Origin of the sequence: Siminovitchia acidinfaciens (assembly GCF_003605385.1) — a bacterium.
GTDB lineage: Bacteria > Bacillota > Bacilli > Bacillales > Bacillaceae_C > Siminovitchia > Siminovitchia acidinfaciens.
Window position 1 is genome coordinate 127,548 of sequence record NZ_QYTV02000004.1, and the last position, 15,736, is coordinate 143,283.

Annotated in this window: 12 protein-coding genes; 1 reads left to right on the plus strand and 11 read right to left on the minus strand. The window is 39.9% G+C overall.

Going from position 1 to position 15,736, the window contains the following annotated elements; translation table 11 throughout:
• Positions 1-17: 17 nt before the first annotated feature.
• From D4T97_RS10635 to D4T97_RS10665, 7 genes are all read right to left on the minus strand, one after another.
• Positions 18-782, minus strand: a complete 765-nt coding sequence (locus D4T97_RS10635) for an enoyl-CoA hydratase/isomerase family protein (RefSeq protein WP_126050491.1) — start codon at positions 780-782, stop codon at positions 18-20.
• Positions 779-1,900 (minus strand): 2-keto-3-deoxygluconate permease, encoded by a 1,122-nt coding sequence (locus D4T97_RS10640; RefSeq protein ID WP_126050493.1) that lies wholly within the window; start codon positions 1,898-1,900, stop codon positions 779-781. Before D4T97_RS10640 ends, D4T97_RS10635 begins: the two co-directional genes overlap by 4 nt.
• 44 nt (positions 1,901-1,944) lie before the next feature.
• Positions 1,945-2,385, minus strand: a complete 441-nt coding sequence (locus D4T97_RS10645; RefSeq protein ID WP_126050495.1) for a tripartite tricarboxylate transporter TctB family protein — start codon at positions 2,383-2,385, stop codon at positions 1,945-1,947.
• Positions 2,382-3,416: a tripartite tricarboxylate transporter substrate binding protein gene (locus tag D4T97_RS10650; protein ID WP_126050497.1), complete on the minus strand. Its 1,035-nt coding sequence runs from the start codon at positions 3,414-3,416 to the stop codon at positions 2,382-2,384. Before D4T97_RS10650 ends, D4T97_RS10645 begins: the two co-directional genes overlap by 4 nt.
• Positions 3,413-4,930 (minus strand): tripartite tricarboxylate transporter permease, encoded by a 1,518-nt coding sequence (locus D4T97_RS10655; RefSeq protein WP_126050499.1) that lies wholly within the window; start codon positions 4,928-4,930, stop codon positions 3,413-3,415. Before D4T97_RS10655 ends, D4T97_RS10650 begins: the two co-directional genes overlap by 4 nt.
• 12 nt (positions 4,931-4,942) lie before the next feature.
• Positions 4,943-5,923 carry an aminopeptidase gene (locus D4T97_RS10660; RefSeq protein WP_164525537.1) on the minus strand — a complete coding sequence of 327 codons (981 nt, stop codon included), beginning with the start codon at positions 5,921-5,923 and terminating at the stop codon, positions 4,943-4,945.
• Between the two features lie 239 nt (positions 5,924-6,162).
• On the minus strand, positions 6,163-7,938 hold the full coding sequence (locus tag D4T97_RS10665) for a sigma-54 interaction domain-containing protein (protein ID WP_126050503.1): 1,776 nt from the start codon (positions 7,936-7,938) through the stop codon (positions 6,163-6,165).
• A gap of 1,060 nt (positions 7,939-8,998) precedes the next feature.
• On the opposite strand from D4T97_RS10665, the gene D4T97_RS10670 reads away from it, so the two are divergent.
• Positions 8,999-10,723 (plus strand): sigma 54-interacting transcriptional regulator, encoded by a 1,725-nt coding sequence (locus D4T97_RS10670; protein ID WP_126050505.1) that lies wholly within the window; start codon positions 8,999-9,001, stop codon positions 10,721-10,723.
• Between the two features lie 98 nt (positions 10,724-10,821).
• Here D4T97_RS10670 and D4T97_RS10675 read toward each other — a convergent pair whose 3' ends face one another.
• The 4 genes from D4T97_RS10675 to D4T97_RS10690 form a co-directional block, all read right to left on the minus strand.
• The gene (locus D4T97_RS10675; protein ID WP_235872220.1) at positions 10,822-12,060 is read right to left on the minus strand and encodes a M20 family metallo-hydrolase; all 1,239 of its coding nucleotides are present in this window, start codon (positions 12,058-12,060) and stop codon (positions 10,822-10,824) included.
• Positions 12,061-12,107: 47 nt separating this feature from the next.
• Positions 12,108-13,724 carry an amidohydrolase gene (locus D4T97_RS10680; RefSeq protein ID WP_126050507.1) on the minus strand — a complete coding sequence of 539 codons (1,617 nt, stop codon included), beginning with the start codon at positions 13,722-13,724 and terminating at the stop codon, positions 12,108-12,110.
• A 112-nt stretch (positions 13,725-13,836) separates the two neighbouring features.
• On the minus strand, positions 13,837-15,117 hold the full coding sequence (locus tag D4T97_RS10685) for a TRAP transporter large permease (protein ID WP_126050509.1): 1,281 nt from the start codon (positions 15,115-15,117) through the stop codon (positions 13,837-13,839).
• Between the two features lie 64 nt (positions 15,118-15,181).
• A complete protein-coding gene (locus D4T97_RS10690; protein WP_126050511.1) occupies positions 15,182-15,685 on the minus strand; it encodes a TRAP transporter small permease in 504 nt (167 codons plus the stop codon).
• Positions 15,686-15,736: the final 51 nt, after the last annotated feature.

Genomic DNA, 15,736 nt, shown 5'->3' on the forward strand with positions numbered 1-15,736 from the left:
AGCTCCCCCTATAGGTGTTATTTCCCAACGAACACAGGCGTTTCTTTATTGAAAAATGCTTCTATGGCGTGCTTGTGGTCTCTTGTATCCTGGCATCTTACGAATGCATCCAACTCCTCAGACATGGCTTCCTCCCAAGTAGAATCCATAGTCGTTTGGATGATATGCTTTGCATTTTGAACAGCAACCGGAGCCCGGGATGCGATCATCTCAGCCCATTCCATGGCTTCTTTCATCAATTGATCATGTGGAACCACTGCATTGGCCAAACCCCTTTGGTTTAGTTCCTCCGCCTTCACAGTTCTGCCGGTTAAAATGATATCCTTTGCATAAGCTTCTCCTACGAGCCGCACTAACCGTGTCGGTCCAACAACTAATCCTACTTTGACCCCTGCAGCGCATAGCTTTGCATTCTCGGACATCACCCGGAAGTCACAAGCCAGAACCAATTCAAATCCTCCGCCAAAAGCATATCCGTTTACGGCAGCAATGACAGGCTGCGGCATTTCGTTGACAATGTCATAAATTCTGCAATCTTCTTCCAAAAATTGGCGCACTGTCTCTTGGGTTAATTCCCCTTCTTCATTTAAATCGGCACCTGCACAAAATGCTCGGTCGCCTTCCCCTGTTAAAATAATCACCCTTACATCAGGATTTGTTTTCAACTTTTCCATAAAAGGAACAAACTCATCCCTAAACTCTTTCGTTAAAATATTCATCGGCGGATTATTGATTGTGACCGTACAAATATAATTGGCTATATCAACTTTTACATAATTCATATTGCTTTCTCCTCTCTAAGTTTTTTAGTCGTCTTTTCTGAAAAATCCTCAAGTGTGCCATCAATGCCTTTACTTCTTTGATATTTATCCCAATAGATGACGGCAAGCGGACATAAAATCGATGTTGTGATGGCAGCAATGGATATTTGTATGGTTGCGAGATTAGCAATATCTTGGAAAGCTTGTGCTTTTTCGACAGACATGAGGCCTGCCCCTGCACTAACAGAAGCAGCTGCCGCTACTGCAGCCGGTGTTCCAACTGCATTCCCTGCCGTTGAAGCCTCAGCCACTGGGCCAATAGTGCTCTTCTCCCCAAACAACTTGTATACTGCTATACCAGCCGCACCCGTGAAAATTACAGTTGCAAATCCTAATACAAGCCCTCCCCAAACTGCTTCGGGTTCGAAGAAACTCATGAAGTTCATTCCTGCACCAAGGCAGAAAGCAAAGAACGGAACAAGTAATGTTTCACCAGGCTTTAAAAATTCCCTGATATCTTCATCCAAATTACCTAAAACCATCCCTAATACAATCGGGAGCAAAACAGCTATGAAGGCAATGATAGGAAAGTTGGCACCCACCATCCCTAGGGCAATCATTGTCATAAAAGGTCCATCGTTTAAACACAGAACCGAAACGGCCCCAACATCCGAACGATTTCCATATTGGCCTGTTAAAACGGCATACATCCCCTCATTACCGTTCGTCATCCCTGCAATAATCGCCAAAGTAGATAAACCTAGGAAACCATGCATAGGGTCAAATACCATACCGAACCCTATACCAATCGCAATTCCTGTAAGACCCTTACTGAGTGTTAAAATAACCCCTTTTTTCAAAGCTCTTCCGCCTACACGCAAGTTCATCTGGCTGCCGGCACAGAAAAGAAACAACCCGATTAATGTTAGCGTTCCAGTTTTAAATAGTGCTTCTGAAAATCCACCAATTCTCATAAACTCGTAAATGCCTTCTTCAACCGGGGCAACTCCCAGAGATTTAAGGAAGTTCATGACAAATGGTAAATGGAGCTGATCAATCGTATTAAAAAGAGCTCCGAGCATAAGTGGGACAACCATTAATCCGCCGGGCACTTTCTCAATCGTTTGCTTAATTTTCAATAAACTCACCACCGTTAGTTATTCCGCAGTCAAGATACGTTGCATTAAGGAAAGCTGATTAACATGACTTTTTCAAAAAACACATATAAGAACCCGATCATTCCAAGTGAAATGAACGTTGCCGTATACCACCGGACTTCTTTAAAATACAAAAGTCCAACGACAAGGAAAACAAACGAGGAGGCCAAAAATCCGATCAAAGGCATGACAAGGAATATATAAACTGCCGTAAGTATTATGAATACGACTCCTCTTTTTATTGCTGGCAAAGGAAGCTTTTCTGTTCCTTGTTTTTCACTGTTTTTAAAAGAAAGAACTAATTGCCAAACTGCAAGTCCCATCAATATAAATCCCAACAGCATAGGAAAGGACCTCGACGAGTTTAATAGATGCTCTCCTTTTGGAAATTGATAGCTTTCCACTACAAAAAACAATCCGATGACTAGGACGATGATTCCCAGGAAAAAGTCCTTATTGACTCTCATTCATCCTCAGGCCTCTCTATCCCCACATCTTCGGGGGAACGTTCCCCTGCACCAATGTCATATAGAAGCCAGCTGATTTTTTCTGTATCTTTTTTTGCGTATTCTTGACTATCTGCAATGTCAGTTAATACAATAGCCTTTTGCTTAACAAATTTCTTAAATTCTTCACTTTCGATGGCTTTATCATAAGCATCTCTAATTTTTTCAACAATCTCATCAGGTGTTCCCGCTTTTACTGCTGGCCCCCACCAAGTTCCCTGCGGTACAAAAGGCTCCAATTCAGAAACATATTTTGTTACGGGCTCAATTTCGCCAAAATCTTCAACCTCCATCGGCTTGTTGTCCATTACAGCCAACGACCTTAAATCCCCGGCCCTAAGTAGATCCACAACTTCATTCACCCCACTGATTGCAAAGTCTACTTCACCTTTCATCGCTGCCATTGCTGCGTTGGTTCCAGATTCATACGTAATAATTTCTGCATCACCGCCAATTGCATTATTCACGATCGCCAGCGTTACATGCCATGGATCACCAATTCCAGCAACTGCTACTTTTGCCTTTCCGCTTTGCAATAGTTCAACCAGATCATCAAACGTTTGCAGTTCTGAATCTTTGTTTACAATAAAGTTCGCAATTCCCATAGCACCGATTCCAATTTGCTCAAAATCTTTATATGTCAAATCAGTCATCCCCATGGCAGGAAACACACGGACTAAATCAGTCTGGAATAAAACCGTATATCCATCAGCAGCCTGGTCATTTACGTACTCCAATGCAAGAGCACTTGAAGCACCTGGCATGTTCTTAACAGCAATACTCGTTCCCAATTCTTCTTGAAGTACAGGCTGAACAGATCGAGCCATCGTATCCGTTCCGCCTCCTTCACCAAAGCCAACCACAATCTCTATCGGCTTTGACGGATACCCATCTTCTTTGCCGGAAACTTCTTTGGCTCCGGACTGTGAACACGCTCCAAGCGCTACTAATAAACTAGAGAATAGAATGGGAAGGATCAATTTACGCTTCACGCTGCATTCCTCCTATTGGAAACATTTCCAAATATATTTTTTATTTTTTTGGTTAAAAATTGATTTTGATTTAATAAAACAAAAATAATACAAAACAGCATGATCAAGCTTATCGGACGTGTGACAAATGGCAGGAAAGAAAAGTCTGCACTTACCATCGCTCTTCGGAAATTTTGCTCTGCCATTAATCCAAGAATTAAACCCAGTATCATTGGCGGGGCAGATAAGCCAACTCTTCGCATTAAATATCCTATAACCCCAAAGGCAAACATGACCGCAATATCAAATGGCCTGCTATTTACCGCGTAAGTGCCGATTACGCTCAGCACGGTAACAATTAGTAACACTATACTGCTTGGAATGGTCAATATTTTTTGGAAGAAGAAGCTAAAGAACAAGCCGAACACGAGCATAAATAAACTGGCTACAATGATAATCGCAAAAAACTGGCCAAAAATATCTGGGTTTTGCTGGGTTAACAATGGGCCAGGCTGAAGCCCGTGAAGCAATAACCCTCCGATAATAACTGCCGTAACAGCATCCCCTGGAATCCCCAATGTCAACATGGGGATATAGGAGCCGGGAACACATGCATTGTTAGCTGTTTCAGCAGCAACAATCCCTTCCGGGTTGCCCTTTCCAAAGGTTTCCGGACTTTTACTGCTACGCTTGGCCATATCATACGAAACCCAGGAAGCAATATCAGCTCCAAGTCCTGGAATAGCTCCAATGACCGCACCTGTTACGGAAGACTTTGCCCCCAGCGGAAAAAACTTACCCAGCATTCTCAATGGAGGAAACATGGATTTCAGCCCTTCCGGCTTTAAGGGCGGTCTCATCTTACTAAAAGATTCAATGACCTCAGCGATTCCAAAAACCCCGATTAAAACGGCAATTAAATTAAATCCATCCATTAGAGCGCTTTCACCAAAGGTGAAACGCTGGGCACCTGAAATCGAATCAATTCCAATCGTAGCCAAGCTTAAGCCAATAAAACCGGACATCAGTCCTTTTACCAATGATTCAGATGCCAGATTCGCACTTATGATGATACCCAGCATAGCTAACAGAAAATATTCCCATGATCCAAAGTGGACACTCAGTTTTGACAGCAGAGGAGCGCCGATTAAAAACAGAATTCCTGCCAAAACACCGCCTACGAAAGATTGAAACGTCGCCAGTCCTCTAGCCAATCCTCCTTCACCTCGCCTGGCCATCGGATATCCGTCGAGGGCAGTGGCAGCAGCTGCCGGTGTCCCGGGAATATTCAAGAAAATCGCTGATGTAGAACCGCCGTAAGTACCCGCAATGTGAATGGAAACGATCAGGATAATCGCTTCAAGCCAGTCCATGCCCCAAGTAAAAGAGATCAAAAGAGAAACACCCATTGTGGTGGTTAATCCAGGAAGCGATCCCACTACCATTCCTGCAACTGTACCGATAATAAAGAGCAGCAGAAACTTTAATGAAAAAATATCAACAAAAGAACCGGCCAGTGAGCTTATATCGAGCAAAAGACATACCTCCTAATTCAGGAATAACTCCCCGTCTTTCATGAGGATTTTACCATCAACTTCAATCACAGGATCCCTCATAACTAAATCACAGTGTCCGGGTGCTCGAATGCTGCTGCCGAATGTAATGCCGTTGCCAATCCCAATGTGCATGGTGCCAAATTCGGCTTCATCTTCCAACTGACCTCCCCTGCCGATTTTGGCTTTGGGATTCATTCCCATTCCAAATTCAACGGCACAGTACACATTTGGATGATTGTAGCTTTCCAGCGTTCTTCTTAACATGTCAGCATCTTCTTTCCCTTCAATCGAAACAATTCTCCCTTTTTCAAAAACAATCGTAATCGGATCTACGCAGGCTCTCCCCGGAACCACGGCACCGTCAATAACAATCGTCCCTTCGGTCGTCCCTTCCACAGGCGCAACAGCGCTTTCAATACATGGAGGAGGAGATATGCTTCCAGGCTCATGGCAAATGCCTGTCTGTGGAACCGCATGCCTTCCTGATATATCCATCGTTAAATCAGTTCCCAATTCTGATGTCACCCTGATTCTGCTTCCAGCCTCAAAAATAGCAGACAGCTTATCTATCTTTTCTTTTTGGGCATAAAAATCAATGTCCAGCGATCCGTCCAGGAACACTTCTTCATTTGCATCCGGCATAAATATTAATCTGGCACCGGCATTGCTCGCCTCTTTTCTAGCTGTAGAATGGTTGATAGAGAATGTAGTCGGTGCCACAATGGCGTCAGCGGCTTTCATCGCTTCCGCAATAATTCTTGGCGGCTCATCCCCGTGCCGGGTAGTCGGGTTCATAATCGTCATCACGACTTCGGCATCCATTCCTTTTCCAACAAGTGCAAACATTTCACCAATCTCGATTGTATTGGTGTCCGTCAAAACAAGCAGATTCTCACCTGGCTGAACGTTCAAACAAGTCTTTAATATGTTTTGAACGGATTTCATCATAAACATTTTTCGGACCGTATTCACATTGATACCCCCTCTAAAAAGTATTTCATTTGTTATTAATGCAGTTTTCATGCCAACTGCTTTTGTGCAGTAAGAACTTGTCTCAATCCTTGATATGACGCGGTTTATAAAAAATCAATGTGACAGAGCCCGGAACTCACACATTTCGCAAATTGCGAAATAAAATAAGCACTCCCTCCTGTTTTAATTAAAAAACAAGAGGGAGCGCCGTTGTTTCCTTGCGTTTCGCAAAATGCAAACTACATTTGCATATTGCGATTAATCTCAAATTTATTAATTTTTCTATATAAAGTTGCTATATTGATGCCTAGTGTTTCAGCAACCTTTTTCTTTCCATCTAAAGTGTCGCCATATTTATCCAGAGCCTTTTTAATCATCTTTTCTTCCATCTCTGAAAGGGTAAGTTCTTGTTCTTCTTCTGACTCGTTTACCTCACGCAGTCTAGCCGGCAAATTATCACATGTCACCCATTGTTCCGAAGCCATATTAATTGCATACTCAACAGTATTTTGAAGTTCCCTTATATTTCCTGGCCAGTGATAGGAGCTTAACAACTCCAAAGCATCAGGCGAAAAACCTTTTATTTCCTTCTCTGTAATCTCCATATAATGATTCACAAAATAATGGAGGAGCACGGGTACATCCCCAATTCGTTCTCGCAAAGGAGGGATATGCACCGGAATCACATGTAGCCGATAATATAAATCTTCTCTGAATTCCCCATCTTTAACCATTTTCTCCAGATTTTTATTCGTGGCTGCCAAAACACGGACATCTATATCAACAGACTCATTTGCACCAATCCGCTCCACCTTTCTTTCTTGAAGAACCCGAAGGATTTTCACCTGCAAATGAAGCGGCATATCGCCTATTTCATCCAAAAAGATGGTTCCACCGTTGGCCAATTCAAACTTCCCCGGTTTGCCTTTTTTCCGCGCCCCCGTGAAAGCACCTTCACTATAGCCGAACAATTCGCTTTCCAACAATGCTTCAGGTATGGCAGCACAGTTAATTGCCCTAAATGGTTTATCCGCGCGGTGGCTATTATTATGGACAGCCCTTGCAAAAAGCTCTTTACCTGTTCCACTCTCCCCTAAAAAAAGGACTGTGGAATCTGTTGCTGATACTTGTTTAGCGATTGCTTTCGTTTCCAGAAGCGCTTTGCTTTTCCCTACAATGATATCAAAGTTGGAGTCGTCTACCTCGGATGTAATCGAATAGGCAAACTTTTGAACTTCCAGTTGATCTTTAAAAGACAATACAACACCGATGATATGTTCATTGTGCTCTAGCGGGATAGCGCTTCCAAAAACATTTATTTTTTCACCATTTATGATAAAAGAGTAATCTCTATCAGTAAAACCTTTTCCCGTAAACAAGACTTTCGGGAGGTCCGGCATCATGTCCAATAGATTTAATTGTAAAACTTCATCTCTTCTAATGTGTAAAATATGCTTCGCCGACCGATTCACTTCCAGTATACGTCCGTTATGATCCGCAGCAATAATGCCTTCATTCATTGAGCGAATCGCTACCTGCAAGGTTTGCGACATCGATAAATACTTTTTCAGCAAGGATTCGGCATTGATTTTACTGCTGATTAAATCTGCCATTTTATCCAGGTAATTTGAAAGAATATCGTGTTTTCTTTCAAACTCTGCCTTCTGCTCTTTCGTAAAAGCCGTTAAGCTGATTACACCAACATTTTTTCCTTCATGCTTTAAAGGGTATGACACATCGGCCTTTTCAGCACAATTTTTATATAAAACACAGCTCTTGCATGCATCATGAAATCCAGGATTAAGATTATAAATCGGCTGGTCCGTCTTCAATACTTCTTTAATGATATGGCCTCGCACCTGCTCACCGACAACAGCATGCTGGCCCCCGCCGGTAGCAGCGACTACCACATGATTTTGGTCATATATAATGACTTCCAGCTCCAAAACTGACTTAATGGCTTCTGCTACCAAATTCACTTCCTCTTGGATGGTAAATAAAATGGAATGTTCCAATTGCCTCCTCCTCTTTCATAGACTGCTGCATATTGATAGAATATTCCTATGAATCTTACATACAATCCTAATCGCAATCGACCGTCGAATCAAGGCACTTTTACAGGTTATGTCGGGAAAAGCCTACAAAAGTGGGAAGAAATATTATTAAGAAAAAAACATTTTCAGCCCCTCACATTTTTTATTAGTTAATTGCTGCAATCTAGTTCTCTGCCACCTTATCAGGCTTGGTCATGCTATTTTCATTTGAATACAAAAAAAGCTCCGCAAAAACTGCAAGAGCGGAAACATTTTCCCCTATTTAAGAATCAATGTAAAGTTACAGATCTCAAAAAAGACAAACTTGGCAAAACATATAATAAAGCTAATCCCGGATTAACACTCCGGGCTTCTCTTTTCGACAAAACTCGAGAAGTGACCCCTATAGCACATACCAAAAATGAATTCAGTATTTTCCAATTAAAATTTCAATTTAATTAAATTTGACGATATGGTATATTACTATTGTTACCTAACAAAAAGTACATAATTAAACGAGAAACAACAGGTTACCATACACTGGCCTTCCATTATACCAACATGATTACTGAGATTTGGATAAGCAATGGATTTGACCATGGCCAATCAACAATATTCGCAAAGTAAATTTATTGTTATACTTAAACCGGGATACGGTTGCCGAAATAAGAGATTGGTACAAATTAAAGGATTGTCGCCGAATGGAATCTCTTTTATTATTATAAAAAACCGCTTCATATTTCTTATCATATATGCCAAAGATGCTATCCCGAATGCTCCCAGATATTTAGAAATTCTATATTCCCTTTTATTAACCTTCTGTTCATAGTAGATAAATCTTCTATGACCCATTTTCAACCGCTATATAGGGGTTTGGCTTTGCTATCCTTCCAATCTTTTTATTACCAAATGCTTGATAGAAGTATCAGAAATATACAAAATAACATTTTCATAAGACGCAGTGTTTTTAGTTTTAATAACATCCCTTAACATACTGAAAAAGCTTCGTGAAGTTATTGGATAATCAGAGAGGGTGGTTTCATTGCAAAAATTAACTGACATTCAATTTGAATTCGTTTTAGATCAACTTCCCTTAGGAGTTATGGTAATTAATAAGAAAGGAACTATTGTATACTGTAACCAAACAGCTTCTGATTTACTAAACCTTCCGACTGCAAGCATCATACATAATTCCTTTGTTCATTTATTTTCTTTAGAAGAGAAAGATATTTTTAACGATCCAAGTGATGGAAGCGATTGCAATATAAAGATTAAATTTAATCATAAATTATTTTCCCTTCATTTAAGAAAAAACAAAAAAACAGGAGATATTATATCTACCTTTAAACCCGTATCCGACATAAACAAAACAACTTCCAAAGAAAATCAGACCGGGTTAGTAGATCTTCCTATTGATGATATTCTAAACTCATGTCAAGACGAGATATTTATTACCAATTCAGAGGGGAAAGCATTGTTTGTCAACTCGGTTGGTAAATCGCTATACGGACTTAAGCCAGAAGAAATGGTCGGTAAAGATGTAGATAGATTAGTACAGAAAGGACTTTTCTCTCCCTCTCTATTTCCTGTTGTAAAAAAACGAAAGGAAAAAGTTTCTATGATACAGCGAACGATAGAGGGAAAAACAGCACATGTTATTGCAAATCCTGTTTTTGATCCAAACGGTGAAATAACACATATAGTTTTTACGGGCAGGGACATAACCGAGATAAAGAATCTCAGAAAAGAAATTGAACGGAATGAGACATTAGTGGAAGTATACAGATCTGAATTGGAACATCTTAAGCCATCAACACCACCAAAAGATCTGATTGCTATTTCTTCCAATATGAGAAAAGTTGTAAACGTAGCAAGTAAAGTGGCGCAAGTTGACTCTACCATTCTTATTACCGGAGAATCAGGCGTAGGAAAAGGTGTTATTGCTAAATTTATTCACGATAAAAGTCCCCGCAACAAACAACCTTTTGTTCAAATTAATTGCGGAGCTATACCGGAAAGTTTAATTGAATCTGAACTATTCGGCTACCACAGTGGCGCTTTTACAGGAGCTAACGCCAAAGGAATGAAAGGGCTCTTTGAGCAGGCTAATGGTGGAACAATTTTTCTCGATGAGATAGGAGAGATGCCACTAAATCTGCAAGTAAAGTTATTAAAGGTATTACAAGAGAAAGAAGTTCAACCAATCGGAAGTTCTGAAACAATTAAAGTAGATATTAGGATTATTGCTGCAACAAATAAAGATTTACGAGAAGAGATAGAGAAAAACAAATTTCGGGAAGATCTTTATTATAGATTGAGCGTAGTTCCGATTCATATTCCTCCATTAAGGGAGAGACCAGAAGATATCTCATATATGATAGACTTCTTTTTAGATAAAATGAATAAGAAATACAACAGAGCAAATACTCTATCTTTAGAATTAATCAACACTTTAGTTCATTATAATTGGCCTGGAAATGTTAGGGAGTTAGAAAATTTAATCGAGCGCTTAGTGGTTACATCTGAAAGTAATCAAATATCCCTCCATGATTTGCCCGAAAACTTTAAGTATAAAACCGCAGAAAATACAGTAATTGTAAACGATGTCATAACATTAAAACAAGCAAAGGAAGAATTGGAAGAACAACTGATACGTAAAGCGTATGGAGTGCATAATAGTTCCTATAAAGTAGCTGACTTATTGGGGATTAATCAATCCACCGCAATCAGAAAAATAAATAAATACATTAAAGCTGAAAAGGTATAAAAGACTAAACGGAATAGACAAGTTTGAACACATTCTATTCAACAATAAACGCAACAATTTATCCCCTCCGTACAACTAGGAGGGGATAAATTTTTAAGCTACACTTTATTGGCTAATTCCATTACTACGTTCAATAATAGAGTAGTAGCTTTTTGAATATCTTCATAAGAAGTGTACTCTTCTTCACAATGGCTAAAGCCATTTGCACTTGGCGTGAATATCATCGCTGTTTTACATATGTCGTTCATAAATTTCGCGTCATGCCCGGCACCGCTTACAATATATTGGTGAGAATAGTTAAGCTTGTTTGTCTCTTCTAGAATTAAACCTGTCAATTCTGTGGAAAAGTGTGTACCATCTATGTTCCAAGTTTGTTTAATAGAGCAAACTACTTCGCTTTCCTCTGAAATTCTTTTCAGATTTTCTTTAATGTTACTTATTACCCTATTTCTTATTTGATCATCGAGATGCCTTACATCAAAAGTAAACCTTACCTCTCCAGCAAAAATATTTACTACTGAGGGAAATACTTCAAAAACGCCTACGGTCGTCGACAAGTCTTCATAGCTTTTGGTTACTTCATCAATAGCAAGTACCATTTTGGAAGCGGCAACCAAGGCGTCTTTTCGGCCATAAGCAGGGTGCGCACCATGGCTTGCATGACCTGTTACAGTTACTTCAAAGCGGGTCATGCCTTTTACACCTTTAACAATACCGATTTCTTTTCTATTCTTCTCAAGAAGCGGTCCTTGTTCGATGTGCAGTTCTACAAAGTATTCAACATTCGATAATCGGTTTTCTTCCTGTCCGTTGTATCCTATTTCATTAAGGGCTTCTTCAAAAGAAACTCCATTTTTATCCCGTAACCCATAGGCAAATTCCTTTGTATAGTTTCCGGTGGCAACTCCCGACCCTATCATAGGTGGGGTAAATCTTTCCCCTTCTTCATTTGTAAAGTTGACGATTTCAATCGGACGTTCTGTTACTATATTATTTTCATTTAACGTCCGGATCACTTCCAAAGATGATAAAACCCCTAAAACTCCGTCAAATCTGCCACCTCTTGGTTGAGTGTCCAAATGCGAACCAATCATGATTGATTTGGCATTTTTATTTCTTCCTTCCCTCTTCCCATAAATGTTACCTACATCATCAATACGTACACTTAGCCCTTCTTCTTTTAACCACTGCACAAAAATATCCCTGATTTTTCTGTCTTCCTCAGTTAAAGTCAATCTTGTCAAACCATTTTTTTCAGTGGCGCCAATCTTCGAACTTACTTCAAAAGCAGCTTTCAATCTAGACATATTTATATCAATTTTATTTTTGGCAATCACAACTAATCCCCTCCCACTTGATTTGAAAAGTGAATCAAATGGCGCAATTATACATTGTGCATCTTTAATTCTTTTTGATAGACTACCTGCCCATTGATTACGGTCATTTCTATCTCAGCATCTTTTACTTCCTCAGCGGAGTATTGCATAAATCCACTAGGAAGTATTGTTAAATCTGCAAACTTTCCTACTTCGATACTTCCAACTTCACTTTCAGTGAAGGCAGCTTTTGCTGCATTGATGGTATACATTTTAACGGCATCGTACAAAGGGATGCTTTCTTGTGGAACAATTTTATCACCTTGTATAGATTCTCGACTCATCGCCGTATACATGCCAATGAGCGGTGAACATGGAATGACAGGCGAGTCTGAACTTCCGGCTACGAGAACTCCGGCATCAAGTAAGGTCTTTACAGCGTATAATCCCTTAATGACATTTTCGTTCAGTACACTTTTATATGTGTCTCCTGCAAAATGAACGATTCCCGGATGAGGAACTGTGATGATATCAGATTTCTTTAATCGATCTAGAATCTCTTGATTGATAATTCCACAATGCTCAATCCGATGTCGGTGATCTTCTCTCGGAAATAGCTCTAATGCTTGTTCATAAGCACTTAAAATATGTTCAATGGCTCGGTCTCCAATTCCATGTACCGCGACTTGAAAGCCAGCCTTGTGTGAGGCAACAATTTTTTCTGACAGTTCTTCCGGTGAATAGATTAAAATCCCTGTATTATTTTCAGAGTTCGTATACCTTTGATTCACAGCCGCGGTTTGACCACTCAACGTCCCATCCGCGAACATTTTAATCGCACCAATCTTAAATAAATCATTGCCGAACCCTGTTAATAAGCCCATCTGTTTTGCTTCTTCAAAATAACTCTCCAAAATCATACCGTTCATTCTGATTCCGAGCGTTCCATCTAGAGACATTTCGACCAAGGCACGTAATTCGTTCATGGTTCCGGTCAAAAAGCCCAATCCTGCTTCATGTACGTGAGTAATACCATTCTTCATGTAATGATCTGAGGCAAACTTCACAGCTTCCTTCAATGAATCTATCGAATACGGCGGGAGATACTCCTTTACAAGATCCATAGCTGTTTCCCTAAGTATTCCCTTTACGGACCCATCGCTGTTCCTTAAAATTTCACCGCCCTCTGGATCAGGCGTCTCATCGCCAATTCCAGCAATGGACAAAGCTTTGTCGTTCACTACGGCTGTATGCAGACAAAAGCGCGTAATATAAACAGGATTGGGTATGTGTGAAAGGTCATCCGCATTGGGAAGTCTTTTTTCAGCAATATTTGCCTCATTCAGTCCCCAGCCAATAATCCATTCATTCTCATTTTCTTTTTCTTTAGCTGCCTCTTCAATTGCCGTCACAATTTCTCTAATAGAAGATTTCCCACAGTTGACATTCATTAAGTTATATCCTGTTTGGAAAATATGTTGATGAGCGTCTATAAAACCTGGAAGTACTGTTTTTCCATTTAAATCTATGACTGTTGTTTCATCGGAAATAGCATTTTTAATTTCTGAAAAAGAACCCACCTGAACAATCTTTCCATCTTTTATGGCAACCGCCTCTTTTATGGTTCCATACTTATCCATAGAAACAATCTTACCGTTATAAAGACATAAATCGGGTGCTATCAATTGATTTCCTCCTCTTTACGCAGAAATCGTTATCACAAGATAAAGAACTTTACAAAATTTTACTATTCACGTTACTTCGCATGAAACGCTGACTTAATTCCCAGTGCCCCTATCAACCTATTAAACTTGGTAAATATAATGACAAGAACGGGAACACGATAATTAATATCAAGCTTAATAGCATAACGAATAAGAATGGAACACTCGCTTTAAATATAGATTCGATCGGCGATTTAGAGACTGCAGAAGCAACGAATAGATTGACACCGAATGGCGGAGTCACATATCCGATCGCCAGGTTCAAAATCATGATAACGCCGAAATGAACAGGATCTATACCTATTTGAATTGCGATTGGCAACAAGATTGGCGTCAAGATGACAATGGATACAACTACATCAATAAAGGCTCCCACCAAGAGCAAGAAAAGATTGATCAATATGAGAAGAACCCACTTATTATCTGAGATGGAGGTTAATGTTTCCACAATCGCATTCGGGATTCTTTCAATGGTTAAAATATAAGCAAAGGTGAATGACAAACCAACCATATAAATGGTTGCTCCTAATAATTGAAGGGTTTCTGTCAAACTTTCATATAGTTCTTTTCTTCCCAAGTTTTTGTGGATAAACATACCGACAATGAACGCATAAACGACCGCTACGACGGATGCTTCTGTTGGAGTAAACCACCCTAAGTAAATTCCCCCGAGGACGATAATTGGTGCCAGCAATGACCATTTCGCTTTCCAGGTTGCTTTTGCAATTTCACCAAATGACGACCTTTTGGTATCCAGTACAATATCTTTTTTTCTTAAAACGAGATAAGAAGCAAACATAAGCAGTATACCGATTAAAATACCCGGGATAATCCCGGCAGCAAATAACTTTCCAATAGAAACCTCTGCTACAACTCCATATAAGATGAAAGGGATACTCGGCGGAATGATAACTCCGAGTGATCCCGCTACAGCAGTAAGTCCAGCCCCAAAGCTTGTACCATATCTATTTCTTTTCATTTCAGGAATCATAAAAGAACCAATAGCCCCAACTGTTGCAGGGCCGGATCCGGAGATGGCGGCAAAAAACATACTGGTCAGCACGGTCACCATCGCCAACCCTCCCTTAACCCAGCCGATCAAGGCATTCGATAAGTCAAGGAGCCTCTTGGAAATACCGCCTCTGCCCATCAAAATACCTGCTAAAGTGAAAAAGGAAATTGACATGATGACAGATGAGTTGATTCCTTTCAATGCCTGATCCAAAATAACAAAAATATCTATATTACTGGCTAATACTATTGTAGCCAAACATGCCAAGCCGATCGCTATACCTATCGGGAGTCCAAGAATGATAAATAAAAATAAACTCGCAAATAATATAATTGTAGTCAAACAGCCCACCTCATTAAAAATAAAACTAGTTTAAAAGCTATAGTATAATTCTCCATGACTTTCTTTAAATAGTAGGAGTCGTATCAGGCTCTTCATCTTTAGGGCCGCCTTTAATGAGCTTAATGAACTCTTGTATAAGGCGAATACTCATTAAAGCACCGCTTATAGGGATTGCAAGGTTTACAATCCATAATGGTATATTCAACATTGGGCTAGTGAAATTTGAAACTTGCTGCTCCATAACCCATTGGGTACCCGCAACCACGAGGAAAATAGAGAAACCTAAGAATATAAGAAGTTCCACGTATTTTACGTAGTGCTTTTTTCCTCTGAATATCATTTCAGTAAATATTCCAATCCGGATATGACTTTTTGTTCTTATTGCATACGCAACCCCGATCCAAGCTAGCCACATGAAAATAAATCTAGACAATTCATCGAAATAGCCAATGATTGGAATATGGATTAAATAACGGAAAACCACTTGTGAAAAAACTAGAAGAATAATGACTACAAACCCTATCATTAGAATCCATTCATCCAGCTTTTCATCCAAGAATTTCTTCATTTTTACACCACCATTATTAATGAGTCCAGGCTAGATGGCTAACCTAGACTC

Excerpts from the sequence above, each read along its gene's own strand:
- D4T97_RS10635 (WP_126050491.1), bottom strand. The coding sequence starts at position 782 with ATGAATTATGTAAAAGTTGATATAGCCAATTATATTTGTACGGTCACA.
- D4T97_RS10645 (WP_126050495.1), bottom strand. The coding sequence starts at position 2,385 with ATGAGAGTCAATAAGGACTTTTTCCTGGGAATCATCGTCCTAGTCATC.
- D4T97_RS10690 (WP_126050511.1), bottom strand. The coding sequence starts at position 15,685 with ATGAAGAAATTCTTGGATGAAAAGCTGGATGAATGGATTCTAATGATA.